Origin of the sequence: Sphingomonas sp. NY01 (assembly GCF_038809135.1) — a bacterium.
Taxonomy (GTDB): Bacteria; Pseudomonadota; Alphaproteobacteria; order Sphingomonadales; family Sphingomonadaceae; genus Sphingomonas; species Sphingomonas carotinifaciens.
Window position 1 is genome coordinate 961,888 of the sequence record NZ_CP101722.1, and the last position, 24,860, is coordinate 986,747.

Annotated in this window: 23 protein-coding genes; 13 read left to right on the top strand and 10 right to left on the bottom strand. The window is 68.1% G+C overall.

The features are described from left to right. Positions 1 to 8: 8 nt before the first annotated feature. The gene (locus tag NPJ82_RS04770) at positions 9 to 1,055 is read left to right on the top strand and encodes a homocysteine S-methyltransferase family protein (protein ID WP_112383396.1); all 1,047 of its coding nucleotides are present in this window, start codon (positions 9 to 11) and stop codon (positions 1,053 to 1,055) included. A 127-nt stretch (positions 1,056 to 1,182) separates the two neighbouring features. Beyond that, positions 1,183 to 3,783: a methionine synthase gene (metH, locus tag NPJ82_RS04775; protein WP_342658516.1), complete on the top strand. Its 2,601-nt coding sequence runs from the start codon at positions 1,183 to 1,185 to the stop codon at positions 3,781 to 3,783. Positions 3,784 to 3,883: 100 nt separating this feature from the next. Here the strand turns inward: metH and NPJ82_RS04780 are convergent, their stop codons facing one another. Next, positions 3,884 to 5,089, bottom strand: coding sequence for a cation:proton antiporter (locus NPJ82_RS04780; RefSeq protein WP_342658517.1), 1,206 nt, complete (start codon positions 5,087 to 5,089; stop codon positions 3,884 to 3,886). Positions 5,090 to 5,194: 105 nt separating this feature from the next. Beyond that, the gene (locus tag NPJ82_RS04785; RefSeq protein ID WP_342658518.1) at positions 5,195 to 6,838 is read right to left on the bottom strand and encodes an alkaline phosphatase family protein; all 1,644 of its coding nucleotides are present in this window, start codon (positions 6,836 to 6,838) and stop codon (positions 5,195 to 5,197) included. 69 nt (positions 6,839 to 6,907) lie between these two features. Between NPJ82_RS04785 and NPJ82_RS04790 the strand changes: the two genes are divergently transcribed. From NPJ82_RS04790 to NPJ82_RS04805, 4 genes are all read left to right on the top strand, one after another. Next, positions 6,908 to 8,929, top strand: coding sequence for a thioredoxin family protein (locus NPJ82_RS04790; protein ID WP_342658519.1), 2,022 nt, complete (start codon positions 6,908 to 6,910; stop codon positions 8,927 to 8,929). Between the two features lie 91 nt (positions 8,930 to 9,020). After that, positions 9,021 to 10,559, top strand: coding sequence for a circularly permuted type 2 ATP-grasp protein (locus NPJ82_RS04795; RefSeq protein WP_342658520.1), 1,539 nt, complete (start codon positions 9,021 to 9,023; stop codon positions 10,557 to 10,559). Between the two features lie 40 nt (positions 10,560 to 10,599). After that, positions 10,600 to 11,535, top strand: coding sequence for an alpha-E domain-containing protein (locus tag NPJ82_RS04800; protein ID WP_342658521.1), 936 nt, complete (start codon positions 10,600 to 10,602; stop codon positions 11,533 to 11,535). A 57-nt stretch (positions 11,536 to 11,592) separates the two neighbouring features. Further along, positions 11,593 to 12,393: a transglutaminase family protein gene (locus NPJ82_RS04805; protein ID WP_342658522.1), complete on the top strand. Its 801-nt coding sequence runs from the start codon at positions 11,593 to 11,595 to the stop codon at positions 12,391 to 12,393. Between the two features lie 166 nt (positions 12,394 to 12,559). Here the strand turns inward: NPJ82_RS04805 and NPJ82_RS04810 are convergent, their stop codons facing one another. Both NPJ82_RS04810 and NPJ82_RS04815 read right to left on the bottom strand, forming a co-directional pair. Next, positions 12,560 to 13,339 (bottom strand): arginyltransferase, encoded by a 780-nt coding sequence (locus NPJ82_RS04810; protein ID WP_342658523.1) that lies wholly within the window; start codon positions 13,337 to 13,339, stop codon positions 12,560 to 12,562. An 88-nt stretch (positions 13,340 to 13,427) separates the two neighbouring features. After that, positions 13,428 to 14,669 (bottom strand): threonine ammonia-lyase, encoded by a 1,242-nt coding sequence (locus NPJ82_RS04815; protein WP_112383404.1) that lies wholly within the window; start codon positions 14,667 to 14,669, stop codon positions 13,428 to 13,430. Positions 14,670 to 14,727: 58 nt separating this feature from the next. Between NPJ82_RS04815 and NPJ82_RS04820 the strand changes: the two genes are divergently transcribed. The 3 genes from NPJ82_RS04820 to NPJ82_RS04830 are packed head-to-tail and all read left to right on the top strand — an operon-like array spanning position 14,728 to position 17,613. After that, complete coding sequence (locus NPJ82_RS04820; protein ID WP_149681907.1) at positions 14,728 to 15,051, top strand: hypothetical protein; 324 nt, start codon at positions 14,728 to 14,730, stop codon at positions 15,049 to 15,051. Between the two features lie 46 nt (positions 15,052 to 15,097). Next, positions 15,098 to 15,964 carry an NAD(P)-dependent oxidoreductase gene (locus NPJ82_RS04825; protein ID WP_342658524.1) on the top strand — a complete coding sequence of 289 codons (867 nt, stop codon included), beginning with the start codon at positions 15,098 to 15,100 and terminating at the stop codon, positions 15,962 to 15,964. A 35-nt stretch (positions 15,965 to 15,999) separates the two neighbouring features. Then, positions 16,000 to 17,613 (top strand): amidohydrolase family protein, encoded by a 1,614-nt coding sequence (locus NPJ82_RS04830; protein WP_342658960.1) that lies wholly within the window; start codon positions 16,000 to 16,002, stop codon positions 17,611 to 17,613. Between the two features lie 3 nt (positions 17,614 to 17,616). Here NPJ82_RS04830 and NPJ82_RS04835 read toward each other — a convergent pair whose 3' ends face one another. The 4 genes from NPJ82_RS04835 to NPJ82_RS04850 form a co-directional block, all read right to left on the bottom strand. Then, positions 17,617 to 18,327: a class I SAM-dependent methyltransferase gene (locus NPJ82_RS04835; protein WP_342658525.1), complete on the bottom strand. Its 711-nt coding sequence runs from the start codon at positions 18,325 to 18,327 to the stop codon at positions 17,617 to 17,619. Between the two features lie 100 nt (positions 18,328 to 18,427). Next, the gene (locus NPJ82_RS04840) at positions 18,428 to 19,138 is read right to left on the bottom strand and encodes a response regulator transcription factor (protein ID WP_112383408.1); all 711 of its coding nucleotides are present in this window, start codon (positions 19,136 to 19,138) and stop codon (positions 18,428 to 18,430) included. A 108-nt stretch (positions 19,139 to 19,246) separates the two neighbouring features. Further along, positions 19,247 to 20,350 carry an AI-2E family transporter gene (locus NPJ82_RS04845; RefSeq protein ID WP_342658526.1) on the bottom strand — a complete coding sequence of 368 codons (1,104 nt, stop codon included), beginning with the start codon at positions 20,348 to 20,350 and terminating at the stop codon, positions 19,247 to 19,249. Then, positions 20,347 to 21,252, bottom strand: a complete 906-nt coding sequence (locus NPJ82_RS04850) for a LysR family transcriptional regulator (RefSeq protein ID WP_112383410.1) — start codon at positions 21,250 to 21,252, stop codon at positions 20,347 to 20,349. Before NPJ82_RS04850 ends, NPJ82_RS04845 begins: the two co-directional genes overlap by 4 nt. A 119-nt stretch (positions 21,253 to 21,371) precedes the next feature. Here NPJ82_RS04850 and NPJ82_RS04855 point away from each other — a divergent pair, with 119 nt between their 5' ends. Further along, positions 21,372 to 22,091: a pirin family protein gene (locus tag NPJ82_RS04855; protein ID WP_149681903.1), complete on the top strand. Its 720-nt coding sequence runs from the start codon at positions 21,372 to 21,374 to the stop codon at positions 22,089 to 22,091. Between the two features lie 31 nt (positions 22,092 to 22,122). Then, the gene (gene wrbA / locus NPJ82_RS04860) at positions 22,123 to 22,725 is read left to right on the top strand and encodes an NAD(P)H:quinone oxidoreductase (RefSeq protein ID WP_112383412.1); all 603 of its coding nucleotides are present in this window, start codon (positions 22,123 to 22,125) and stop codon (positions 22,723 to 22,725) included. A 48-nt stretch (positions 22,726 to 22,773) separates the two neighbouring features. Here the strand turns inward: wrbA and NPJ82_RS04865 are convergent, their stop codons facing one another. Next, on the bottom strand, positions 22,774 to 23,532 hold the full coding sequence (locus NPJ82_RS04865) for a M15 family metallopeptidase (RefSeq protein ID WP_342658527.1): 759 nt from the start codon (positions 23,530 to 23,532) through the stop codon (positions 22,774 to 22,776). A gap of 51 nt (positions 23,533 to 23,583) precedes the next feature. On the opposite strand from NPJ82_RS04865, the gene NPJ82_RS04870 reads away from it, so the two are divergent. Beyond that, the gene (locus NPJ82_RS04870) at positions 23,584 to 24,225 is read left to right on the top strand and encodes an RNA pseudouridine synthase (protein ID WP_342658528.1); all 642 of its coding nucleotides are present in this window, start codon (positions 23,584 to 23,586) and stop codon (positions 24,223 to 24,225) included. 7 nt (positions 24,226 to 24,232) lie between these two features. Continuing rightward, complete coding sequence (gene arfB / locus NPJ82_RS04875) at positions 24,233 to 24,658, top strand: alternative ribosome rescue aminoacyl-tRNA hydrolase ArfB (RefSeq protein ID WP_342658529.1); 426 nt, start codon at positions 24,233 to 24,235, stop codon at positions 24,656 to 24,658. A 5-nt stretch (positions 24,659 to 24,663) separates the two neighbouring features. Here arfB and NPJ82_RS04880 read toward each other — a convergent pair whose 3' ends face one another. Further along, positions 24,664 to 24,837 (bottom strand): hypothetical protein, encoded by a 174-nt coding sequence (locus tag NPJ82_RS04880; RefSeq protein ID WP_160146753.1) that lies wholly within the window; start codon positions 24,835 to 24,837, stop codon positions 24,664 to 24,666. Positions 24,838 to 24,860 lie beyond the last annotated feature (23 nt).

A 24,860-nucleotide genomic window follows, 5' to 3' on the forward strand; every position in this document is an offset into this window, starting at 1 on the left:
GTGGTGACATGACGATCCGAGACACTTTCTTCGCCGAGGCGGCCAAGCGCATCCTGATCACCGATGGCGCATTCGGCACCGAGATCCAGAACTGGAAGCTGTCCGAGGCGGATTATGCCGGGACGCTGGGCCTGGGCCATGACCAGAAGGGCAACAACGACATACTGGCGCTGACCAAGCCCGAGGTGCCCGAGGCGATCCACCGCGCCTATTTCGAGGCGGGCGCCGATATCGCCGAGACCAACACCTTTTCCGCCAACCGGATCAGCCAGGCCGATTACGGTGCCGAGCATCTGGTGCGCGAGATCAACGTCGAGAGCGCCAGGTTGGCGCGCCGCCTCGCCGACGAGTTCCAGGCGAAGGATGGCCGTCCGCGCTTCGTGGCGGGGGCGATCGGGCCGACGAACAAGACGCTGTCGCTGTCGCCCGACGTCAACGATCCGGGATATCGGGAGATCGATTTCGATTATCTGAAGGGCGTGTACCGGGAGCAGATCGATGCGCTGCTAGAAGGGGGCGCGGACTTCATCCTGATCGAGACGGTGTTCGACACGCTGAACGCCAAGGCGGGGATCATGGCGGCGAGCGACGCGGCGCGCGATCTGGGCCGGGACGTGCCCGTCATGCTGTCGATGACGCTGACCGACCTGTCAGGGCGCAACCTGTCGGGCCATACCGTGGAGGCGTTCTGGCATGCGGTGCGCCACGCCCGGCCGGTGACGATCGGGCTGAACTGCTCGTTCGGCGCCGAACAGTTGCGGCCGCACGTGAAGACGCTGTCGGAAATCTGCGACACGCTGATCATGGTCTATCCCAATGCCGGGCTGCCCAACGAACTGGGCGCCTATGACGAGGCGCCGGCGACGACGGCCGGGCTAGTGCATGAATGGGCGGGCGCGGGGCAGGTGAACGTGCTGGGCGGATGCTGCGGATCGACGCCGGCGCATATCCGGGCGATCGCCGAGCGTGTGCAGGGCGTGGCGCCGCGCCGCATCCCGACGCCGCCGGTACGGACGCGATTGGCCGGGCTGGAGCCGTTCACGATGGCGGCGTGACCCTTTCAGCCCTCTCTCCCTCGGGGGGAGGGCTGGTGAAGGCTGCCCAGCAGCGCTTCGCTCAGTGAGACACCTACCCCTCACCCAACCCTCTCCCCGGAGGGGAGAGGGCTTAGAAAAGAACATCATGACCACCAATTCCTCCACCCAATTCGTGAATGTCGGCGAGCGGACCAACGTCACGGGATCCGCGGCGTTCAAGAAGCTCATCATGGCCGGCGACTATGCCCGCGCGGTCGAGGTGGCGCGCAGCCAGGTGGAGAATGGCGCGCAGGTGGTCGACGTCAACATGGACGAAGGGCTGCTCGACGCCGAATATGCCATGACGACCTTTCTCAAGCTGATCGCGGCCGAACCCGATATCGCGCGGGTGCCGATCATGATCGACAGCTCGAAATGGAGCGTGATCGAGGCGGGGCTGAAATGCGTCTCGGGCAAGCCGATCGTCAATTCGATCAGCATGAAGGAGGGCGAGGAGCAATTCCTCCATCACGCGCGGCTGTGCATGGCGTACGGCGCGGCGGTGGTCGTCATGGCGTTCGACGAGGTGGGGCAGGCCGACACCAAGGAGCGCAAGGTCGAGATCTGCGTCCGGGCCTATGACCTGCTGACAGGCATCGGCTTCCCGCCCGAGGACATCATCTTCGACCCCAATGTCTTTGCGGTGGCGACCGGGATCGAGGAGCACAACAACTACGGCGTCGACTTCATCGAGGCGTGCCGCGAGATCAAGGCGCGCTGCCCGCACGTCCACATCTCGGGCGGGCTGTCGAACCTGTCGTTCAGCTTCCGCGGCAACGAGCCGGTGCGCCGGGCGATGCACTCGATCTTCCTCTACCATGCGATCCCGGCGGGCATGGACATGGGGATCGTCAATGCCGGGCAGCTCGACGTGTATGACACGATCGACCCCGAACTGCGCACCGCCTGCGAGGACGTGATCCTGAACCGCGATCCGGAGGCCGGCGACCGGCTGGTCGCGCTGGCGGAAAAATTCCGGGGTACCGATGCGGTGGCGGAGAAGCAGGCCGCCGAGTGGCGCGGGCTGGAGGTGACCAAGCGGCTGGAATATGCGCTGGTCAAGGGCATCGACGCGCATGTCGTGGACGATACCGAGGAGTTGCGTGCGGCGGTCGCCGAGCGCGGCGGGCGGCCGATCGAGGTGATCGAGGGGCCGTTGATGGACGGGATGAACGTCGTCGGCGACCTGTTCGGTTCGGGCAAGATGTTCCTGCCGCAGGTGGTGAAGTCCGCGCGCGTGATGAAGAAGGCGGTGGCGCACCTGCTGCCCTTCATCGAGGCCGCCAAGGAGCCGGGCGCCAAGGGCAAGGGCCGCGTCATCATGGCGACCGTCAAGGGCGACGTGCACGATATCGGCAAGAACATCGTCGGCGTCGTGCTCCAGTGCAACGGATTCGAGGTGGTGGACCTGGGCGTCATGGTACCCTGGGCCAAGATCCTGGAGGCCGCCAACGAGAACGACGCGGACATGATCGGCCTGTCCGGCCTCATCACCCCCTCGCTGGACGAGATGGTAACGGTGGCCGAGGAGATGCAGCGCGCCAACATGACGATGCCGCTGCTGATCGGCGGCGCCACCACGTCCAAGGTGCACACCGCGCTGCGCATCGCGCCCGCCTATGAGGGGCCGGTGGTGCACGTGCTGGACGCGAGCCGGGCGGTGGGCGTCGCGACCACGCTGGTCTCCGACACGCAGGCGGAAGGCTATGTCGCCGGGATCGCCGCGGAATATCAGAAGGTGCGCGATGCGCGGGCCGGCAAGGGGCAGAACGACCTGCTGCCCCTGGCCGAGGCGCGGGCGCGCGGCTTCACCGCGGACATGATGCTGAAGGCCAGCGCGCCGAAGCAGCCGGGCCTGCACGTCTTCGACGACTGGTCGCTGGAGGACCTGCGGCATCATATCGACTGGACGCCCTTTTTCCGCGCGTGGGAACTGGCGGGCAATTTCCCGGCGATCCTGGACGACGCGGTGGTGGGGGAAAGCGCACGGTCGCTCCATGCCGATGCGCAGGCCATGCTCGACCGAATTATCGCGGAGAAGTGGCTGACCGCCAGGGGCGTGGCCGCGCTGTGGCCCTGCCGGCGCGACGGCGACGATGTGGTGCTGGACGAAGGCACGCGGCTGCCGTTCCTGCGCCAGCAGATCGCCAAGCGCGAGGGGCGGGCCAATATGTGCCTGGCCGATTTCATCGACCCCGCAGGCGACTGGATGGGTGGCTTCGCGGTCGCCATTCACGGCATCGAGCCGCATCTGGCGCGGTTCAAGGCGGATGTGGACGATTATAACGACATCCTGCTCAAGGCGCTGGCCGACCGGCTGGCGGAGGCGTTCGCGGAGGCGCTGCACGCGCATGTCCGCACCGTGTTGTGGGGCTATGCCGAGGGCGAGCAGCTGACCAACGAGGCGCTGATCCGCGAGCAGTATCGCGGCATCCGCCCGGCGCCGGGCTATCCGGCCTGCCCCGAGCATAGCCTGAAGCGCACGCTGTTCGACCTGCTGGGCGCGGAAGATGCGGTGGGCATCGAATTGACCGAGAGCTTCGCGATGCTGCCGACCGCGGCGGTCAGCGGCTTCTATTTCGGGCATGCGCAGGCGGAATATTTCGGCGTGGCGCGGATCGGCGAGGATCAGGTCGCCGATTATGCAGCGCGGCGCGGCGTGGACGTTGCACAGGCAACGCGCTGGCTGCGCCCGAACCTGGATTGAGCCGGTCCCCTCTCTTTGCAAGGAGAGGGGAACAGCCATTTTGCAGGTTGGGGTCCTGCCGGGGCCGCCATCCCCGGCGTCGGGGCAATCTGGGCGGGGATCAGAAGCCGCGCTTCACCAGCGCGGGGTCGCGTTTCAGCATCGGAGCGACCTTGGGGATGGTCAGCATCGTGCTGGCGACCGCCATCAGCAACAGGGCCGTGAAGGTCTCGTTGGTGATGATGTGCTTGTCGAGCAGGATGTTGGCGAAGATGATCATGATCAGCGCCTTGGTCTGAAGCAGCCAGCCGATCGCCTTGGCATCGCCCTTCGGCCAGTTCAGGATGCGGCCGGCCATGGCGACGCCCGCCAGCTTGCCGCCGACCGAGGCGATGAGCAGCAGTGCGGCGGCGGCGAACACCGCGGCACCGCCGACGCCCCACTGGGTCTTGAGGCCGGTCGACAGGAAATAGACGGGCATGATGCCCATCAGGATCGTCTGGCGGAACCGGTCCATGCGCGCCTCGCCGAACCAGTGCGCGTCGAGGACGGCGCCGGCCAGGAACGCGCCGACCATGAAGTGCAGGCCCGCCCAGTCGGCCGCAAAGCCGCAGGCGGCCAGCCAGATGAGCCCGACATACCAGCGGTCGTTTTCCGGAATGGCGCGCAGCAGGCGGCGGATCGCCCAGGTGGCGACGGCGAAGCCGACAAGGAAGCCGGCCTGTCGCGTCACGCGTTCCCAATCGAGCAGGATGAGCGCGAGAACGCCCCAGATGGCGATGTCGTCGAGACTGGCATAGCGCAGCACCCGCTGGCCGAGCGGCGCGCGCAGGATGGCGAGCTTTTCCATCAACAGGACGAGGATGGGCAGCGCGGTGACGGCACATGCCATGCCGATGCCGAGCACCACCTGCCAGTCCGCGCCGTCCGCGCCGCGCCAGCCGGGGAAGCGCAGCATCGCGAGCGCGGCAAGACTGCCGGCGATCAGCGGTACGCCGAGGGCGAGGCCGGCGGTGATCCCGGTCTCCCGGCGGCGGCGCCACGCCTCGCCCACATCCAGTTCCAGCCCGGCGATCCAGACGAACAGCATCACCGCCCACCAGGCGATGCCGTTCAGCGCGGTGATCGTCGGCCCGGCGAACACGAAGGCGTAGTAGCCTGGGAAGATCGCGCCCAGCACGCCCGGCCCGAGCAGCACGCCGCCGATGATCTGCACGACGACGAGCGGCGCCCAGTAATCGGTACGGCCCAGTCGCCAGACCAGATAGGGGCCGGTAAAGATGATAAGGATCGCGAGGAGGAATATCTCCGTCGGCGTCATGTGCATGATGGTTGATACCCCCCGATTTTTTCGCTGGTTAGCGAAGGTCGGGGGCGGGGGGCAATGGTGGTGAGGGTCCCCTCCCTCTCCCCGGAGGGGAGAGGGTGAAAGTTACCTTCGGCAGGTGTCGGCGGGGCCGGAGTCCAGGTCCAGGCAGCGACCGTCGAGACCCGATACCGGCAGGCCGATCGTCGCGGCGAGGGTGGGGGCGATGTCCACCGTTTCCACCGATAGCGGCTGTTCGAAGCCGGTCATGCCGCGGCGCCAGAACAGGATCGGCACGCGGCGGTCATAGTCCCACGGGCTGCCATGCGTTTCGACATAGCCGGGGGCGGCCTTCTCGATCGTGGTGACCCGCGGCTTGAGCAGGACAAGCAGGTCGCCCGACCGCTCGGGATCGTAGGAGGAGCGGGCGCGCTCCAGCAGGGTCCAGGTTTCGGGGGGGCTGGTCGGCCAGGCCTGCGCGGCGATCTCGGCGCGGGTGAAGGCGGCGGCGACCTGCGGCATGGCGAGGTAGCGGCGCTTCGCCTCCGCCAACACCCTGGCGCGGGTGGCGGCGGGCAGATCGGCATCGACATAGATGTCGCCGTCCGAGCCGAGCAGCACCGGCCCCTTCAGCCCCATGGCCTGCCCGATCGCGGCACCGACGGTCTTGGCCTGCCACTGCGGATCGACATGCGTTTCCATCGGCATCGCGCGTTCGATCTGGCGCTCGGTCATGTCGTGCGCGCCGTGGTCTGCGGTCAGCACCACTTCGTAATCGACACCGGTCTGGTCGAGCACGGCGAAAAAGCCGTCGAGCGTCTGGTCCAGCTCGTTCATCTGGATGCACATCTCGGTGCCCTGGGTGCCCAGCGAATGGCCGATATAGTCGGTGGCGGAGGCGCCGATCGAGATGATGTCGGTCTGCGGCCCCTGACCCAGCTTCATGTCCTGCACCAGCCCGGCGGCCATCGCGAACACCGCGGCGTCGGACGCGGGGGATGCACGAAACGCCTTGAGATCACCCGCCGCGCGCTGGAAGCGACCCTGGCCGATCACCTGGTTGCCGACGGCGATCGGGCGGTCGAGCGGCTTGCACCAGCCGGGCAGGGGCAGCGCCTCCTGCGGCTTGGCGAGCAGGGCGGCGACCGCATCGCGGGTGCGCTGCACCACCGGGGGCACCGCGCGGCCGGCATAGGAGACATAGGTCTTGCCGTCCCACCACCAGAGCTCGTCGACCTTGTGGCCGCCCATCATCACCGCCGCGCGGTCCTTGCCCGCGACCGAGACGACGCGGGTGCGCGGATCGGCATTCTTCATCCGCTCGCCGAGTGTCGGCACCTTCAGATGCTTGTCCGACACGGTGTAGCTGTCATGGCTGGAGCCGGGGACATTCTCGTCCTCCGAGCAATAGACGATCTTGTCCGGGCGGCCGACCCGCTGGTCGATCCAGTTGTTGGCGATGATGCCGGTATGCGCCGGGCGAAAGCCGGTGAGGATGGTGGAGTGCCCCGGGCACGTTTCGGTCGCGGCATGGCTCTGATAGCCCGAGGGGAAGACACCGCCCGACAGCAGCCGCGCGAAGCCGCCGGTGAAGCGGTTGCGATATTGCTGGAACAGGTCGGCGGCGAACTGGTCCACCGAGATGGCGACGATCAGTTTCGGCCTGGCGGCCGGGAAAGGCGCGGGGGTCGGGGCGGGCGCCTGCTGCGCGGCGGCGGGGGTGCCCACGGCCAGCGTGGAGGCGAGCAGCATGGCGAGAAAGGATTTCATCGGGAACCTTGATGCATAGATGGGGCGCCCCCGCTATGGGACGGGGAACGCGACAGAGGCAAGGTTTCGATGCGGCACTGGCTTTACATGATGATGACGCTGGTGCTGCTGTTCGTCGCAAAGGGCGCGGGCGCGCAGGGCAATGCCGACCCGGCCAGTCTGCCTGCGCCGCATGTCCGCATGACGCTGATCCCGGAAACGGCCGCTCCGGCGCCGGGGGGCAGGGTGACCCTGGCTTTTTCGGCGGTGCCGCAGCCCGGCTGGCATGCCTATTGGAGCCATGGCGGGGATGCGGGGCTGGGCACCAGCCTGAACTGGACGCTGCCGCCGGGGGTGACCGCGGGGCCGCTTCGTTATCCGGTGCCAGGGCGGCTGCTGATCTCCGGCCTGATGAACTATGTCTACGAGGCGCCGTTCGCGCTGCTGGCCGATGTGTCGATCCCGCGGGATGCGGTGCCGGGCACGCGTTTGCCGGTAAAGGTGAAGGCGGATTACCTGGTATGCACCGACCGCATCTGCGTGCCGGAAAGCCAGATGCTGTCGACGGCGCTGATCGTGGGCGATGGCGCGGTCGAGGCGGGGTCGCTGGCGCGGTTCGATGCGTGGCGGGCGGCGCTGCCGCGGCCGCTGGGGTCGCAGGCGACCTATCAGGTGGCGGACGGGCGCTTTCGGCTGGCGGTTCCGCTGCCGGCGGCGGCGGAGATCGGCGACGTCTATTTCTACCCCGCCGCGCCCGGTGTCCTGGCGCATGCCGCGCCGCAGACGGTGCGGCGCGATGGGGATGTGCTGATCGTCGAGACCGGTGCGGCGGCGGTGCCGGTGCGCGGCGCGATCGCGGGCGTGCTGGCGACCGACAAGGGGCGTGGGCTGGCGCTGACCGCAATACCCGGTGCGGTGGCGGGCGTCACGGGTGACGGGGCGTGGCGCACGGCCCTGCTGGCGCTGCTGGGGGCGGTGCTGGGTGGCGTGATCCTGAACGTCATGCCGTGCGTCTTCCCGATCCTGAGCTTGAAGGCGCTGAGCCTGGCGCGCGGCGGCGCGACCCCGGCCGCGGCACGCAGCGAGGCGCTGGCCTATAGCGCGGGCGTGGTGCTGGTGTGCGTCGGGCTGGGTGCCGCCCTGCTCGCCCTGCGCGCGGGGGGCGCGACGATGGGCTGGGCATTCCAGTTGCAGGATCCGCGCGTGATCGGCGTGCTGCTGCTGCTGGTGGCGGGGATCGCGTTCAATCTGGCGGGGTTGTTCGAACTGCCGACGCCGGCATTTGCGGGGCGGTCGGGGCATGCGGGGGCGTTTGCGACGGGGGCGCTGGCGGCGTTCGTGGCGACGCCGTGTACGGGGCCGTTCATGGGGGCGGCGCTGGGGGCGGCGCTGGTGCTGCCGACCGGGGCGGCGCTGCTGGTGTTCGCGGGGCTGGGGCTGGGGATCGCGTTGCCCTTCCTGTTGATCGGGTTCGTGCCTCCCTTGCGCGCGCGGTTGCCGCGGCCGGGGCCGTGGATGGCGACGATGCGGCGGGTGCTGTCGGTGCCGATGTTCGTGACGGCGCTGGCGCTGGCATGGGTGCTGGGGCGGCAGGCTGGAGTGTCGGGGATGACGCTGGGGCTGGCGTCGGTGCTGGTGGCGAGCTTCGGCTTGTGGTGGACGGGGCGGCGGCAGGCGGGGGGTGCGGAGCGCGCCTGGCTGCCCGCGCTGCCGGCGCTGGTGGCGGCGGTGGCGCTGGTCGCGGTGGTGCAGCCGGCGGCGGCGGGCGGGCAGGCCGATCGCGGCGACGCCTTCAGCGAGGCCAAGCTGGCCGGCCTGCGGGCGCAGGGACGCCCGGTCTTTGCCTATTTCACCGCCGACTGGTGCGTGACGTGCAAGGTGAACGAGGCGGCGGCGATCGAGCGGCAGTCGGTGCGCGATGCCTTTCGCCGCAACAAGGTGGCGGTGCTGGTCGGCGACTGGACGGATGGCGATCCCGTGCTGGGCCGCTTCATCGAGCGGCACAATCGCGCAGGGGTGCCGCTGTACCTGTACTACGCGCCGGGCGCGGCGGGGCCGCGCGTGCTGCCCCAAGTGCTGACGCCGGCGATGCTGGAGGCGCTGAACCGCTGAAAAGCCGTGTCACAGCCGAAATGATGCTTGTTCCCGACCGATATGCACTACAGCATGGAACCGGGGCGACCGGGGGAGCGTATCGAGGTTGATGGGGAAGCGACAGGCCTTCGACGAGATCATGGGAACGGCCGGCGGACCGCCGCCGCGTGCCGAACTGACTGCACTTGGACAATGGTTGGAGCGAACGCCCGACCATGAGTTGCGTCGCCGCCAGCAATCGGCGGAGGCGACGTTCCGGCAACTGGGCATCACCTTTGCGGTCTACGGCGAAAGCGATGCGGCCGAGCGGATCATTCCGTTCGACATCGTGCCGCGCGTGTTCCTGGCGGACGAATGGACGCGCCTGTCCGAAGGGCTGGTGCAGCGGGTGGAGGCGATCAACGCCTTTCTGAACGACATCTATGGCGAGCGCCGCATCCTGAAGGAAGGCGTGCTGCCGCCCGACCTGATCTTCGGCAATGCACAGTTCCGGCCCGAAATCGCCGGCATGCGGCCGCCGCACGACGTGTGGGCGCATATCTGCGGCATCGATCTGGTGCGCACCGGCCCGGACGACTTCTTCGTGCTGGAGGACAATGCCCGCACGCCGTCCGGCGTCAGCTACATGCTGGAAAATCGCGAGGCGATGCTGCGGCTGTGTCCCGAGCTGTTCCGCCAGTTCCGCGTGGCGGCAGTGGACAGTTACCCGGACAAGTTGTTGCAGACGATGAAGTCGGTCGCGCCGCACGGGGTGGGCAATCCCGTCTGCGTGGTGCTGACGCCGGGGCATTATAATTCCGCCTATTACGAGCACAGCTTCCTGGCCGATTCGATGGGCGTCGAACTGGTCGAGGCGGCGGACCTGGTGGTCGACGACGACATCGTATGGATGCGCACCATTGCCGGCCGGGTGAAGGTGGACGTGATCTATCGCCGGGTGGATGACGATTACCTGGACCCACTGGTATTCCGTCCCGATTCGATGCTGGGCGTGCCGGGCCTGATTGCCGCCTATGCCGCGGGCAACGTCGCCATCCTGAACGCACCGGGTAACGGCATCGCCGACGACAAGGCGATCTACAGCTACATGCCCGAGATCGTGCGTTTCTATTCGGGAAGCGAGCCAAAGCTGCCCAATGTCGAGACGTGGCGGTGCCGCGAGCCGGAGGCGCTGCGCTACACGCTCGACCATCTGGACGAACTGGTGGTCAAGCTGGTCGATGGTTCGGGCGGATATGGCATGCTGGTCGGCCCGACCGCGAGCCGGGCAGAGATCGAGGCGTTCCGCGCCGCGCTGATCGCGCAGCCGGAACGCTATATCGCGCAACCGACGCTGGCGCTGTCGACGGTGCCGACGCTGGCGGACAGCGGGCTGGCGCCGCGGCACGTGGATTTCCGTCCGTTCGTGCTGACCGGATCGAAGGGCGTGCAGGTGGTGCCCGGCGGCCTGACCCGCGTGGCGCTGCGCGAGGGATCGTTGGTGGTCAATTCGAGCCAGGGCGGCGGCACCAAGGACAGTTTCGTGCTGATGGACGATGCCGGCATGCGGCAGGGCCAGATGCTGGAAGGGGTGCAGGAGCAGACCATGGGGGGCATGACGCAAAGCCAGGGTCAGGGCCAGACTTCGGGTCAGGAACGCCGGTCATGACGGTGCGGCGACCGACGCCGTGCGCTGCGGGATCGCGCGCATGCTGAGCCGGACGGCATCCTCGCTCTACTGGCTGGGGCGATATTGCGAGCGGGCGGACTTCATCGCGCGGCTGGTGGAGGCGACGGTGCGGCTGGACGTGCTGTCGCCGCGCTCCGCCGGGCTGGCGGCGTGGAATACCGCGCTGACCGTGACCGAGACGACCGAGGCCTATGCCGCGGGCGGACGCGAACTGCGCCGGCGCGATGTCGGCCGCTTCCTGACGGTGGATTCCAGCCATCCGGGATCGCTGGTCCGCTGTCTGGACATGGCCCGCAACAACGCGCGGGCGGTGCGCACCGCGCTGACCCGCGAGGCGTGGACCGGGATCAACCGGGCATGGCTGGTGTTCGAGAGCCGGCCGGCGGCCGACACCCCGACCGAAGTGCTGAACCTCGTCGAGGCGGTGAAGAACGAGACCCGCGGCTTCGAAGGCGCGGTGCACCGGATGCTGCGCAACCAGACGACGTGGTTCATCCGGCTGGGGCAGGCGGTGGAACGCGCGGACAATACCGCGCGGCTGCTCGACGTGAAATACCATATCCTGCTGCCGGCCGGTGAGCGGGTGGGCGGCGTGGTCGATCGCGACCAGTGGACGACGTTGCTGCAGACGGTGTCGGCGGTGACCGCCTATCGCTGGCTGTATTCGGACGGGCTGGAGCCGGCCAACGTCATCGACCTGCTGATCGCCCGGTCCGAACTGCCGCGCAGCCTGGCGGCGTCGGTGGAGGAAACGGTGGACGTGCTGGGCATGCTGGCGCGGCGCACCGGCCAGCATGGCGAGGCGGACCGGATGGCGCGGCTGCGTGCCAGCCGCGTCGCAAAGACGCGGTCGGGCGAAGTGATCGCATCCGGGCTACATCAATATCTTCAAGCGTTCATCCATGAGAATGCCTTGCTGCACAGTGCCATAGGCCGGCAGTTCAAGTTTAGTTGAGGTCCATCATCGCGGTGGAGAGGGCGAGAGGGACGCACGAAACCAAGGGGGGCGGCAATGCGGCTTTCGATCGATCATCGCACGGTTTATCGTTTCTCCGAACCGCAATCACGGCTGGTGCAGATGCTGCGCCTGACGCCGGAGAATACGCATGACCAGACGGTCGCAGGGTGGCGGATCGATGTCGATCGCGACGCGCGTCTGAGGGAGGGGCGGGACGGGTTCGGCAATGCGGTGACGATGCTGTATGTCGAGGGGCCGCTGGACGGGATCGCGATCACCGTGTCGGGGGAGGTGCTGACCAGCACGTCGAGCGGGGTGCTGCGGGGCGCGGCCGAGATGCTGCCGCCGCCGCTCTATCTGCGCGCCACCGACATGACGCCGCGCGACCCGGCGATCATCGCCTTTGCCGACGAAGCGACCGGCGCGGGTGACCCGCTCGGTCGGCTGCACCGCTGGAACGCGGCGCTGCATGCACGTTTCGAGATGGACATGGGGCGGCCCGAACCGGGGCTGGACGCGGGCGGCGCGTTCCAGCGGCCGTTGGCAACGCCGCGCGACCTGACCCACATCTTCTGCGTCGGCGCGCGGGGGCTGGGCATTCCGGCGCGCTATGTCTCGGGCTATGCGCTGCGTGTCGACGGGCACCGGGCGACCCCGCATGCCTGGGCAGAGGCGCATATCGACGGGCTGGGCTGGGTCGCGTTCGACCCCTGCACGGGGATGTGCCCGGAGGAGGATTATGTGCGCGTCGCCACCGCACTGGATGCGGTGGGTGCAGCGCCGGTGGCGGGATCGCGACTGGGCGACGGCGAGGAGGATCTGGCGGTGGATGTCAGCGTGATGCGGGAGGATTGATTTGCGGAGTCCCTCTTCCCTCCTGGGCGAGGGAAGGGGCCTGCTGCCTTCAGGCAACGGGAAGGGTGAGGGGTGGACCAGCAGTGCGGCGCTGCTTGGCGACCCCTCACCCTCCCACCACTCGCGCGGTGGGCCCCTCCCTTTCCCCGGAGGGGAGAGGGTCAAGTCATACCGGCACGGGGGATTTCAGTTCGGCCGGGATCGGCTCGGCATCGGGGGCGATGCGGCGCCAGCCATTGGGGCCGAGTGCCTCGATCGGGCGGTATTTGATCTTGTAGGCCATGCGGGGCGAGCCCTGCACCCAATAGCCGAGATAGACATAAGGGAGTCCGGCGGCGTGGCCGCGCAGGATGTGATTCATGATGATGAAGTTGCCCATGCCCGCCCGCCCTGCATCGTCGGCGGCAAAGAAGCTGTAGATCATCGACAGGCCATCCGCCTGCCGGTCGGTCAGGCAGGCGCCGACCAGGCGGCCGCGGCGGCCGTCGACGGTGGGCTCGCGATATTCGACGATCAGCGAGTCGACGGGCGAATGCTCCACCATGTCGGCATAATCATCCTCGTCCATGCCGGACATGCCGCCGCCGGGGTGGCGCAGCGAGAGATAGTGGCGCAGCAATTGATATTGCTCGTCCGTCGCCCAGGGGCGACACGCGGTCACCTCCAGATCGGCGTTGCGCTTCAGCAGCTTGCGCTGGCTGGCATTGGGCACGAATTCGCCGCTGACGATGCGCACCGAGACGCAGGCGGCGCAGCCGCTGCACGACGGGCGATAGGCGACGCTCTGGCTGCGGCGGAAGCCGATACGGCCGAGCGCGTCGTTCAGCTCGCCGGCATGCGCGCCGTTCAGCTCGGTGAACACCTTGCGCTCCTGCCGGCCCGGCAGATAGGGGCAGGGGGCCGGCGAGGTGACGAAGAAGCGCGGAAAGCGGAATGGCGCGGTCACCGCCGACAGATCCCCCGGACATGCATGTGAAACAGCCTAGCTGTTAAAGCTATATGAGTGGTGCATGCCCGCTTGCAAAGCGGGACGATCAGGCGAGTTCGACCTGACTTGTCTCATATCCGGCCGTGCGCAGCGCCGCGATCAGCCGGTCGAGATGCGCGCGGTCGCGGGTTTCGCATTCGATGTCGGTGATCAGGCCCTTGGCGGGCAGGGTGGTGAACACGCGCTGGTGATAGACCTCGATGATGTTGACCCGTTCCTGGTCGAAAATGCGCGCGACGTTGAACAACGCGCCGGGCTGATCCTGAAGCCGGATGCGCAGGCGCGCGAGGCGACCGGAGCGGGCAAGGTCGCGCAGCAGCACGTTGGCGAGCAGCCGCGTGTCGATATTGCCGCCGCACAGCACGATGCCGATGGTGCGGCCGCGGAACCGCTCGGGATGTTCGAGCAGCGCGGCGAGACCGGCGGCACCGGCGCCCTCGACCACGGTTTTTTCGATCTGGAGAAGGAGGCTGACCGATTCCTCCAGACAGCGTTCGCCGACCAGCACGATATCGTCGACGATGTTCGCGATCACCCGCGCGGTGATGCCGCCCGGTTCCTTGACCGCGATACCCTCTGCCAGCGTATCGCCGGCGCAGGGCAGGTCGGTGCCCCGGATGCGGTTATACATGGAGGGGTAGAGTTCGGCCTGCACGCCGACGACCTCGATCGGGTGGTCGGCGGCCTTGGCGACGGTCGCGATGCCCGAGATCAGGCCGCCGCCGCCGATCGGGATGACGAAGGTGTCGAGGCCGGGCACGTCCTCCAGCATTTCCAGTGCGGTGGTGCCCTGGCCGGCGATGATGCGGGGATCGTCGAAGGGGTGGACGAAGGTGTAGCCGCGCTCGCCCTCCAGCACGCGGGCATGGGCATAGGCGGCGTCGAAGGTGTCGCCTTCGAGAACGACGGTGGCGCCGTGGCTTTCGGTCTGGACGATCTTCACGATCGGGGTGGTGCGCGGCATGACGATGGTCGCCGGCACGCCGAGCCGATTCGCGTGATAGGCGAGTCCTTGCGCATGGTTACCGGCCGAGGCGGCGATGACGCCCTTGGCCCGGGCCTCGTCAGAGAGTTGCAGCAGCGTGTTGAGCGCGCCGCGCTCCTTGTAAGCAGCGGTGAACTGGAGGTTTTCGAACTTCAAATAGACGGTCGCGCCGGTGAGTGCCGACAGCGTGCGGCTGAGCAGGGTCGGCGTCCGCACGATCGCATCGCCAATACGTGCCTGCGCGGCCCGGATATCGGCGATCGTGACGGGCGGTGCTGCCTGAACGGCGGGTTGCGTAGCCATGGCCGCCGGGACTAGCCGATATAGGGCAAGAGGTGAACAGCGTTGCGGTGGGGAAACGATGCCGAGATGGTTCCTGTCGTGGAAAGTGGCGGTGGTGGTGATCCTGGCGGGGCTGGCGGTCGGGGCGCTGGATCTGGCCGTTCGCGGCTATGCGGTGGTGCACGATCCCCTGAACCTGCTGGTCGGGGCGGAGATCGAGGATATGGGTGAGCCGCGGCGGATGCGCGAATTCGCGGTGGGCCATTATGCCGGGCGGCCGCGCGGCGACGGGACGTTCCGGCTGACCTGTCGGTCGGGACTGGTGATCCAGCGCGGCTATGTCACTGCGGGGATGAAGGAGTCCTACACGGTCGGCGCGGACGATTGCCGGCGGGCGGGGTGAAACGCGCGCTTCCCACCATGCGTCGCGCCGATTAGGAGACTGGCCCATGGCAAAGCTGGCATTTATCGGCATGGGCGTGATGGGCGCCCCGATGGCGGGGCATCTGGTCTCCGCCGGGCATGAGGTCACCGTGTTCAACCGCACCCGCGCCAAGGCGGAAGGCTGGGCGGACAGGCATGGCGGCGCGGTGGCGGATACGCCGGCCGAGGCGGCGCGGGGTGCCGATGCGGTGTTCGCCTGCGTCGGCAATGACGACGATCTGCGGCAGGTGACGCTGGGCGAGGATGGTGCGTTCGGCGCGATGCGCGCGGGTGCGTTGTTCGTGGATCACACCACGGTGTCCGCCGCGATCGCCCGCGAACTGGCCGAGGCCGGCGCGGCAAAGGGTCTGATGGTGGTCGATGCGCCGGTGTCGGGCGGGCAGGCGGGCGCCGAGAACGGCAAGCTGTCGATCATGTGCGGCGGCACGGCGGAGGCACTGGCGGTGGCCGGGCCGCTGATGCAGGCCTATGCCGCGCGCATCGTCCATGTCGGCGCGGCAGGCGCCGGGCAGCAGACCAAGATGTGCAACCAGATCGCCATTGCCGGTGTGATCCAGGGCGTGGCGGAGAGCCTGCGCTTTGCCCAGAAGAGCGGGCTGGATACGGGCAAGGTGCTGGAGGCGATCTCCGGCGGCGCGGCGCAAAGCTGGCAGATGGTCAATCGCTGGGAATCGATGGCGGACGACCGGTTCGATTTCGGCTTCGCGATCGATTGGATGCGCAAGGACCTGGGGCTGGCGCTGGACGAGGCCAAGCGCAACGGCGCGGTGCTGCCGCTGACCGCGTTGGTCGATCAATTCTATGCCGAGGTGCAGGGGATGGATGGCGGCCGTCAGGATACCAGTGCGATCGTGCGGAGGCTGCCCCGGTGAGGTTCAGGACGAAGCTGATCGCCGGATTGCTCGCGATGCTGGCGCCGGTGCCGGTGCTGGCCGATGCGCTGGTCGACAATGTGAACGGCATTACGCTGGACAAGGACGGTAAAGTCGTCCGCTTCAACGGGCTGCTGCTGTCGCTCGATGGCAAGGTGACCAAGCTGCTGTCGTCCAAGGACAAGCGGCCGGAGAAGCTGGACTGGCGCGCCGACATGAAGGGGCGCACGCTGATCCCCGGTTTCGTCGATGCGCATGGGCATATGATGGAACTGGGCTTCCGTCAGCTGGAGCTGGACCTGTCCGACGCGCGCTCGCTGGACGAGGCCAAGGCGCGGATTGCGGCCTATGCGGCGGCGAATCCCGAGCGCAAATGGATCCTGGGCGGCGGCTGGAACCAGGAGGCGTGGGGGCTGGGGCGCTTCCCGACCGCGGCCGACCTGGCAGGCGTGGCGGGGGATCGACCGATCTTCCTGTCACGGGTCGATGGGCATGCCGCCTGGGCGAACGAGGCGGCGATGAAGGCGGCGGGGGTGACGGCGAAGAGCGTGTCGCCGGCCGGGGGGCGGATCGAGAAGACGGGCGCGCAGCCGTCCGGCGTGTTCGTGGACGCGGCGCAGAGCCTGATCACCAAGGTGATTCCGCAGCCGCTGGGCAAGGAGCGCAATACCGCGTTCGTGAAGGCGCAAGGCCTGTTGCTGAGCCATGGCATCACCGCGACCGCGGACATGGGCACCTCGCTGGACGACTGGATGACCTATCGCCGGATGGGCGACCGCGGCGACCTGCGCGTGCGGATCATGAGTTACGGCGCAGGCATCGAGGATACGGTGCGGATCGGCGGCACCGGGCCGACGCCGTGGCTGTATAACGACCGGCTGCGGCTGGTGGGGGTGAAGCTGTACGGCGACGGCGCGCTGGGGTCGCGCGGCGCGTGGCTGAAGGCGCCCTATGCCGATGCACCGGACCAGAGCGGACTGGGCTTCATGTCCGACGACGTGATCCGCAACCTGATGGTGCGCGCATCGATGGACGGATACCAGGTCGCGGTGCACGCGATCGGCGACCGCGCCAACGCCCAGGTGCTGGATGCGATCGACGAGCTGGCCGACACGTTCAAGGGCGACCGCCGCTGGCGGATCGAGCATGCGCAGATCGTCGATCCCGCCGACCTGCCGCGCTTCGGCAAGCACGGCGTGATCGCATCGATGCATCCGGTGCACCAAACCAGCGACTGGCGGATGGCCGAGGTGCGGCTGGGGCCGAACCGGCTGGCAGGTGCCTATGCGTGGAATTCCATGCTGAAGAACGGATCGCGGCTGGCCTTCGGGTCGGACTATCCGGTGGAAAGCCCCGACCCGTTCGCAGGCTGGGCGGCGGCGTTCACCCGGATGGGGGCGGACGGGCAGCCATTCGGCGGGTGGCAGCCGCAGGAGCGGATCACGCGGGAGCAGGCGTGGCGGGCCTTTACCGCGGATGCGGCCTATGCGGGCTTTGCCGAGGACAAGTTCGGGCGGCTGGGCGCCGGGCAGCGCGCGGACTTCATCATCGTCGACCGCGATCCGCTGGAGGTAGGGCCGAGCGAACTTCGCGCCACCAAGGTGCAGGAAACCTGGGTCGGCGGCGAAAAGGTCTGGGAGCGCAAGTAGCGCTCAGGCCGCGCCCGCGATGAAGCAGGCGGTGTCGGGCAGAACGGGCCCGGCCCGCCAGCCGGGCGCGTCGTGGAAGATCTGCGCCTGTTCCGGATTGGTGTAGATCACCACGATCCGCTCGGTACCCGCGGTCAGCGCCTGGTCCAGCCGTGCGCGAACGCCGGCGAGGACGCTCGCGTCGAAGGGATTATAGAGATACACGCACAGCCGCTGCCCCGCCGGCAGATATTCGCAGGCGTCGCCCTCGAAGATCGCGGCCGGGGGCAGGGCGGGTGAGCGTTCGCGCAAGGTGGCGAGGTTGCGCCGGGCGATCTCGCACAAATGCGGTGACAGCTCGACCCCGGTGGCGTGCACAAAGCCGAGTTGCTGGGCGAGCATCACCATGCGGCCCTTGCCGGCGCCATAGTCGATGAAATGATAGTCGCGCGGATCGATGCCGAGCGTGGCGACGGGATCGCGCAACATGGCCTGGGTACTGGGGGCGTAATGCACCGCGCTGCGCCGACGCTCGGCACGCAGCGCCAGATCATGGACCGCGACCATGCCGCTGGTGTCGGTGCCCCAGCTGCGATCAAAGGCGCGGTCGGCCCGGCGCGCGGCGCGGGCGGCGGGACGCTGGGCGCGCAGGTGGTGGCAGAGCGTCTTGACGGACAGCCGCAGCAATTCGCGCGGCGAGCGGTTGGCGAGGCGGGCGGTCAGGGCGTCGAGCATGGCCATGATCCTGGCATGCGACGGGTTAAGGAAGTGGATGCGGCCTCAAGCCCTCTCCCCCAAGGGGAGAGGGGACTTGTTTGCCTCGCAACCTGAAAGATCAGGCGACGGCGGCCTCGACCGGCTGGCCGACTTCGTCGGGTTCGCGCAGGACATAGCCGCGGCCCCAGACGGTTTCGATATAGTTCTCGCCGTCGCAAGCGAGGCTGAGCTTCTTGCGCAGCTTGCAGATGAAGACGTCGATGATCTTCAGCTCGGGCTCGTCCATGCCGCCATACAGGTGGTTGAGGAACATTTCCTTGGTGAGCGTCGTGCCCTTGCGGAGCGACAACAGCTCCAGCATCGCATATTCCTTGCCGGTCAGGTGGACACGGGCGCTGTCGACCTCGACCGTCTTGGCGTCCAGGTTCACCGCCAGCTTGCCGGTGCGGATGACCGACTGGCTGTGCCCCTTGGACCGGCGGACGACGGCGTGGATGCGCGCGATCAATTCTTCGCGGTGGAAGGGCTTGGTAACGTAGTCGTCGGCGCCGAAGCCGAAGCTGCGCACCTTGGAGTCCATCTCGTTGACGCCGGACAGGATCAGCACCGGCGTCGACACCCGCGCGACGCGCAGCCGCTTCAGCACGTCATAGCCGTGCATGTCGGGCAGGTTCAGGTCGAGCAGGATGATGTCGTAATCGTAGAGCTTGCCGAGGTCCAAGCCCTCTTCGCCCAGATCCGTCGTATAGACGTTGAAGCCTTCGGTGGAGAGCATGAGCTCGATCGCCTTGGCGGTCGTCGGCTCGTCCTCGATCAGCAGTACGCGCATCTGGCATTCCCCTGTCGGTCTATTCCACGTCGGAAATCCACCGGCCCCGGCGGTCGACCCTTGATTCATTAACCACGCAATCTGTGAACGCCAAAGGTTAATTGATGCCTAAGTGGGTTTGTTATCTTTGTCGTCGCGGCGCAGCCACGCGCCCGGACCGAGCAGGGTATTGTGTTCGGCGCGCGGAATATCCTCGCCCAGCACCTCGCGCAGATACAGGCTGCGGATCAGGGTGAAGATCACGACGAGCAGCGCGGCGGAGAAGAAAAGCCCGAACAATCCGAAGATCACGCCGACCGCGATGATGGCGAACAGGGTAACCGCCGGGGGGATGGCGACGACGCGGCTGGTGACGAAGGGGGTGATGGCGTTGGTCTGGATGATGCGCACGACGCCGAAGGTGACGAGCGTGCCGATGATCGCGCCGTCGCCGTGCGTGGTGGCGGCAAGGCCGAGCGCGGGCAGCATCGCCGCGATCGGGCCGACATAGGGGACGAATTCGCTGAGCCCGGTCAGCAGGCCGAGGGCGGCGGCGGAGGGCACCCCGGCGATCCACAGGCCGAGGCCGACCAGCACGCCCATGGTGGTCATCTGGATCAACTGCGCGCGCAGCCACAGGCGCAGCGTCGAGGCGGTGTCGAACAGCGCATCCTCCACCGCACGGCGTTTGCCGCGGGGGACGAGGAACAGGAAGCCGCGCTCATAGACCTTGGGGTCGGCGGCGAAGAACAGCGCGCCGACGAGGAGCAGCAGGCAGTTGAGAACGAACTCGCCCGCGCCCGTCGCGATCCCGCCGACATCCTGCGCGACGCGGCTGCCGGCATAGGCGGCCTGCACCGCATCGACCACCTTGGCGCCCACCGGCGACTGGCTCGCCCACGCCTCCAGATCGCCGAGCAGCGAGGGCAGTTGCGTGACAAGCGTGTTGAGTTGCTGGCGAAAGGCGACGCCGAACAGCCAGCCGAGAAAACCGATCACCGCCAACACGGTGACGATCGCCAGGCTGAGCGACCGCTTGGGGCCGACCGGCAGGTGATCGCGGTAGAGATCGGCGATGGCGTGGATGACGATCGCACCCAGAATGGAGCCAAAGGCGAGAATCAGCAGGTCGCCGGCGCGGTAGAGCGCAGCGGTGATGGCGACGATGAGGATGGTGAGGACGACCCGGCGGACATAGCGGGCATCGTCCTCGTCGGGGGTCAGGCGGCTCATCGACCCGCTCCGCACGGATCGCGGACATGATCGGCCAGATAGCCGATCAGCGCCTCGACACGCGCGGGGCGCAACGGGCTGGGCGGGGTGAGCAGGTGGAGGCCGATCGCCGGGGGCGCCCAGTCCGGCAGGATTTCCACTACCCGGCCGTCGGCCAGATAGGGCCCGATGATGAAGCCGGGCAGGCGCGCAATGCCGAGCCCGGCGAGGATCGCGGGGACCAGCGCGTCGCCGCTATTGGCGCTGAGCGGTCCTTCGGCGCGGACGGAGACCTCGGCCCCGTCGGCGCGGCGGAAGCGCCAGGGGCCGGCCAGGTTGGAATAGCCGAGCAGCCGGTGTTCGCCCAGTTCCGCCGGATGCGCGGGATGCCCGTGTTCGGCGAGATAACCCGGTGAGGCGATGATGTGGGTCGAGATGCCGCACAGCCGGCGCGCCCGCAGGCTGCTGTCCGGCAGGTCGGCGATGCGCAGCGCGATGTCGAACCCTTCGGCAACGATGTCGATGCGCGAATCGGAGAGGCTGAGCTCGATCTCGATCCCCGGATGCAGCTTCAGGAAATCGGCGAGCAGGGGGGCGATGTTGGCGACTCCGAACGACATGGGAGCGGCGAGACGGACGCGACCGGTGGGGGCGCTGGCGGCATGGTGGGCCGCCTCCTCGGCGGCGCGCGCCTCGGCCAGAATGCGGGCGGCGTGTTCGGACAATGGCTTGCCCGCCTCGGTCAGCGCGAGGCGGCGCGAGGTGCGGTGGAACAGCGACTGGCCCAGTTGCGCCTCCAGCCGGGTGATCGCCTTGGACACGGTGGCCTTGGACAGGCCGATCGCCTCTGCCGCGGCGCTGAACGAGCGATGTTCGACCACCGCGGCGAAGATCGCCCAGGCTTCCAGATCCGGCAGGCGCATGACGTGACCCCTTGTTGATCCGGCCATGTTAATACGGGAAACGATCGGTTTCCAGCGTTTCCGTTTACGCGATCGATGGCCTGCTTATCTTGGGGGCAACCAAACGGCAGCATGACATCATGACCACCGACACGCTGAACACCATCGACCGCCGCGCCTTTGATTCGCTCGGCCATGCCGATCACGGCTGGCTGAACGCGCGGCACCATTTCTCCTTTGCCAACTACTACGATCCCGCGCGGATGGGGTGGGGGGCGATCCGGGTGTGGAACGACGACGAGATCGCCGCCAATGCCGGTTTCCCGCCGCATCCGCATGCCGACATGGAGATCATCACCTATGTCCGCTCCGGTGCGATCACGCACCAGGATTCGCTGGGCAACAGCGGCCGTACCGCGGCGGGCGACGTGCAGGTGATGAGTGCCGGGACCGGCGTGCGCCATGCCGAATATAATCTGGAATCCGAGACGACGCGCATCTTCCAGATCTGGATCGAGCCGCGCCGTCGCGGTGGCCAGCCGAGCTGGGGTGCCAAGCCCTTTCCCAAGGGCGAGCGTTCCGGCCGGTTCGTGACGCTGGCGAGCGGCTTTGCCGATGACGGCGACGCGCTGCCAATCCGGGCGGATGCACGGGTGTTGGGCGCGACGCTGAAGGCCGGCGAAAGCGTCGAGCATGCGGTGGGCGAGGGGCGGCATGCCTATCTCGTGCCCGCAACCGGGCGGATCACGATCGACGGTGTCGCGTTCTCCGCCCGCGATGGCGCGGCGCTGAGCGGCGGCCAGCGCGTGACCATCACCGCGGTCGAGGATGCCGAAATCGTCCTTGTCGACGCCGCATAACGTTTCTCGTTCACGTTCAAGGAAACCGACCATGACCAAGGTGCTCGTTCTGTATTACTCGTCCTATGGCCATATCGAGCAGATGGCGGACGCGATCGCCGAGGGGGCCCGCGCCGGCGGTGCCGAGGTGGACATCCGCCGCGTGAAGGAGACCGCGCCCGCCGAGGTGGTCGCGGCGGCGCACTTCAAGACCGATACCGCGCATCCCGAGATCGAGGGGCCGGACGCGCTGACCAACTATGACGCGGTGATCGTCGGCGCACCGACCCGCTATGGCCGGATGCCTTCCCAGATGGCGGCCTTCTGGGACACGACGGGCGGCGTGTGGATGAAGGGTGGCCTGGTCGGCAAGGTCGGCGGCGCGTTCACCTCTACCGCCAGCCAGCATGGCGGGCAGGAGACGACGTTGTTTTCGATCCTGACCAACCTGCTGCATCACGGCATGACGATAGTCGGGCTGGATTACGGCTTTTCCGGCCAGAACGGCGTCGATGCGGTGAAGGGCGGCACGCCCTACGGCGCCAGCACGATCGCCGACGGCGATGGCAGCCGCCAGCCGAGCCAGGTGGAACTTGATGGTGCGCGCTATCAGGGCAAGCGCATCGCCGAGACCGCGGCGAAGTTGAAGGGGTAACGCCTTTATACCCTCTCCCCTGCGGGCGAGAGGGTATTCGGCGTGCCGCTACTTCCGCTTGCGCTTGCCTTTCCTGGGCTCCGGCGCAGGCGGTGCCGCGGGAATGGGCGGCTGGGCGGACACGGTGACCTTGACCGGGTCCGCCACCGCTGGATTGGCCGGAAAGGCCGCACGCGCCTTGGCGAAGATGAAGCGGGCGCGGGCGGCGCCCGGTGCGGTGGCGCTGGCGCCGACCCAGCGCCAATGCCACGGCTCCCACTTCACCCGCTGCTTGTTGGCAGCGGGGAAGCTCAGTTCGAACCCGTATTTCGGGCCGTTCGCCATCAGCCAGCGAAAGGCCGGCGTCGCGGCCATGCAGGCTTCGGCATCGGGGCAGTTGGGCGAAGGGCGGACGGCGAAGTCGATCGCATAGCCCGTTGTGTGCTCGCTATGCCCCGGCGGCGCGACGGAGATCGCGCGCGACGATGCGTCGCCCGGTTGTTCGCGGCAGAAGACATTGCCCTGCCGGATGATCGCGCGGTGGCAGGACAGGCCGCGCAGCGACCCCATGACCGCAGGATCGCCCGCCGCGGCGGCGATCAGCCGCTGGAGATCGGGCAGCATGTCGCGCCGGATCATGCAGCGCTGGCCCAGGGCGAACCCCTCGGGCGCTTCCACCAGTTCGTCGCGCGACACGTCGCCATAGGGGAAATGGCCCAGCACGCGGCCATCGGCGGACGGCTTCAGCCCGGTGCCCTCGCAAATCTGCGCCGCGGCCAGGCCGGGGGCGAGAAGAAGCGACAGGAAGGGCAGCATTCGCAGCATCATGATCCACCGGCTCTGGCATGTGCGCGCACTCGGTGGCAAGGGAGCGGCATCATGCATGGTGACCGAGTACTCTTTATCGACGGCGAAGCGCTGGTGATCGACAAGCCCGCCGGGCTGCCCGTCGATCCGCCGCGCGATGGCGCCATCAGTCTGGAAAACCATCTGGACTCGCTGCGCTTCGGCTTTCAGCGCTGGCCGCAGCCGGTGCACCGGCTGGACCGCGACACCAGCGGCTGCCTGCTCCTGTCGCGCAATCCTAAGGCGCATGCGCGCTTTCAGCAGGCGTTCGAGGGTGGGCTGGTCGAGAAGCGCTATCTGGCGGTGCTGGACGGGCTGGTCGAGGGGGAGGGCGTGATCGACCTCGCACTCGCCAAGGTTTCCACGCGCGAGACCGGATGGCGGATGGTGCCGGACGCGAACGGCAAGGCGGCCCGCTCGGGCTGGCGCGCGATCCGGCAGGAGGGCGGGCGCACGCTGGTCGAGTTCCGGCCGGAGACGGGGCGGACGCATCAGATCCGCGTCCATGCCGCCGCGGGGCTGGGCGTCGCGGTGGTCGGCGATCCGGTATATGGGCGCGCGGATGCGGCCGGCATGCTGCTCCACGCCGCGGACCTGAAGATCGGCCGCGGGGCCAAGGACCCGATCGTGGCGAGCGCGCCGGTGCCCGAACGCTTCGGAACCTTCGCCGCATAGCTGCCCGATGGTCGCCATTCCCGTTACCCGCTCCATCTCCATCGACAGCGACGAACTGGTCGAGACGGCGACGCGTTCGGGAGGCGCCGGGGGGCAGCATGTGAACACCACGGATTCGGCGGTGGTGCTGCGCTTCGACGTCGCCGGTTCGCCTAACCTGCCCGACATGGTGAAGCGGCGGCTGATCGAACTGGCGGGATCGCGGATCACGCGGGAGGGCGTGCTGATCCTGCGCGGCGAATCGACCCGGTCGCAGCACATGAACCGGGAGGAGGTGCGCGAGCGGTTGCTGGCGCTGATCCACGACGCGACCTTTGTTCAGAAGAAGCGCCGCCCGACCAAGCCGACCCGTGCGTCGCAGACGCGGCGGGTGGACGCCAAGAAGGGGCGCAGCACGGTCAAGGCAGGACGCGGCAAGCCGCGGCTGGATTAAGGCCGTCAGGCGGGCGGCAGCTGTTCCAGCAGGCGTGGCGACCGATCCTGCCGAACCAGGATGCCGGCGCGGAACGGCGCCTGATGGCGTTCATACCAGTCGGCGGGGCAGAAGCCGTCCGGCGGCGCCACGGGGGCCGGCGGTTCGGCGGCGGCGGCCAATGGCACCGTGTCTGGCATTGCGAACTCTCCCATCGACGCCA

Excerpts from the sequence above, each read along its gene's own strand:
- NPJ82_RS04780 (WP_342658517.1), bottom strand. The coding sequence starts at position 5,089 with ATGCACATGACGCCGACGGAGATATTCCTCCTCGCGATCCTTATCATC.
- NPJ82_RS04820 (WP_149681907.1), top strand. The coding sequence starts at position 14,728 with ATGCCGAGATGGTTCCTGTCGTGGAAAGTGGCGGTGGTGGTGATCCTG.
- NPJ82_RS04845 (WP_342658526.1), bottom strand. The coding sequence starts at position 20,350 with ATGAGCCGCCTGACCCCCGACGAGGACGATGCCCGCTATGTCCGCCGG.
- NPJ82_RS04830 (WP_342658960.1), top strand. The coding sequence starts at position 16,000 with ATGCTGGCGCCGGTGCCGGTGCTGGCCGATGCGCTGGTCGACAATGTG.
- NPJ82_RS04880 (WP_160146753.1), bottom strand. The coding sequence starts at position 24,837 with ATGCCAGACACGGTGCCATTGGCCGCCGCCGCCGAACCGCCGGCCCCC.
- NPJ82_RS04805 (WP_342658522.1), top strand. The coding sequence starts at position 11,593 with ATGCGGCTTTCGATCGATCATCGCACGGTTTATCGTTTCTCCGAACCG.
- NPJ82_RS04795 (WP_342658520.1), top strand. The coding sequence starts at position 9,021 with ATGGGGAAGCGACAGGCCTTCGACGAGATCATGGGAACGGCCGGCGGA.
- NPJ82_RS04825 (WP_342658524.1), top strand. The coding sequence starts at position 15,098 with ATGGCAAAGCTGGCATTTATCGGCATGGGCGTGATGGGCGCCCCGATG.
- NPJ82_RS04865 (WP_342658527.1), bottom strand. The coding sequence starts at position 23,532 with ATGATGCTGCGAATGCTGCCCTTCCTGTCGCTTCTTCTCGCCCCCGGC.
- NPJ82_RS04835 (WP_342658525.1), bottom strand. The coding sequence starts at position 18,327 with ATGCTCGACGCCCTGACCGCCCGCCTCGCCAACCGCTCGCCGCGCGAA.
- NPJ82_RS04870 (WP_342658528.1), top strand. The coding sequence starts at position 23,584 with ATGCATGGTGACCGAGTACTCTTTATCGACGGCGAAGCGCTGGTGATC.
- NPJ82_RS04770 (WP_112383396.1), top strand. The coding sequence starts at position 9 with ATGACGATCCGAGACACTTTCTTCGCCGAGGCGGCCAAGCGCATCCTG.
- NPJ82_RS04840 (WP_112383408.1), bottom strand. The coding sequence starts at position 19,138 with ATGCGCGTACTGCTGATCGAGGACGAGCCGACGACCGCCAAGGCGATC.
- NPJ82_RS04815 (WP_112383404.1), bottom strand. The coding sequence starts at position 14,669 with ATGGCTACGCAACCCGCCGTTCAGGCAGCACCGCCCGTCACGATCGCC.
- NPJ82_RS04790 (WP_342658519.1), top strand. The coding sequence starts at position 6,908 with ATGCGGCACTGGCTTTACATGATGATGACGCTGGTGCTGCTGTTCGTC.
- NPJ82_RS04785 (WP_342658518.1), bottom strand. The coding sequence starts at position 6,838 with ATGAAATCCTTTCTCGCCATGCTGCTCGCCTCCACGCTGGCCGTGGGC.
- NPJ82_RS04855 (WP_149681903.1), top strand. The coding sequence starts at position 21,372 with ATGACCACCGACACGCTGAACACCATCGACCGCCGCGCCTTTGATTCG.
- metH (WP_342658516.1), top strand. The coding sequence starts at position 1,183 with ATGACCACCAATTCCTCCACCCAATTCGTGAATGTCGGCGAGCGGACC.
- arfB (WP_342658529.1), top strand. The coding sequence starts at position 24,233 with ATGGTCGCCATTCCCGTTACCCGCTCCATCTCCATCGACAGCGACGAA.
- NPJ82_RS04850 (WP_112383410.1), bottom strand. The coding sequence starts at position 21,252 with ATGCGCCTGCCGGATCTGGAAGCCTGGGCGATCTTCGCCGCGGTGGTC.
- wrbA (WP_112383412.1), top strand. The coding sequence starts at position 22,123 with ATGACCAAGGTGCTCGTTCTGTATTACTCGTCCTATGGCCATATCGAG.
- NPJ82_RS04800 (WP_342658521.1), top strand. The coding sequence starts at position 10,600 with ATGCTGAGCCGGACGGCATCCTCGCTCTACTGGCTGGGGCGATATTGC.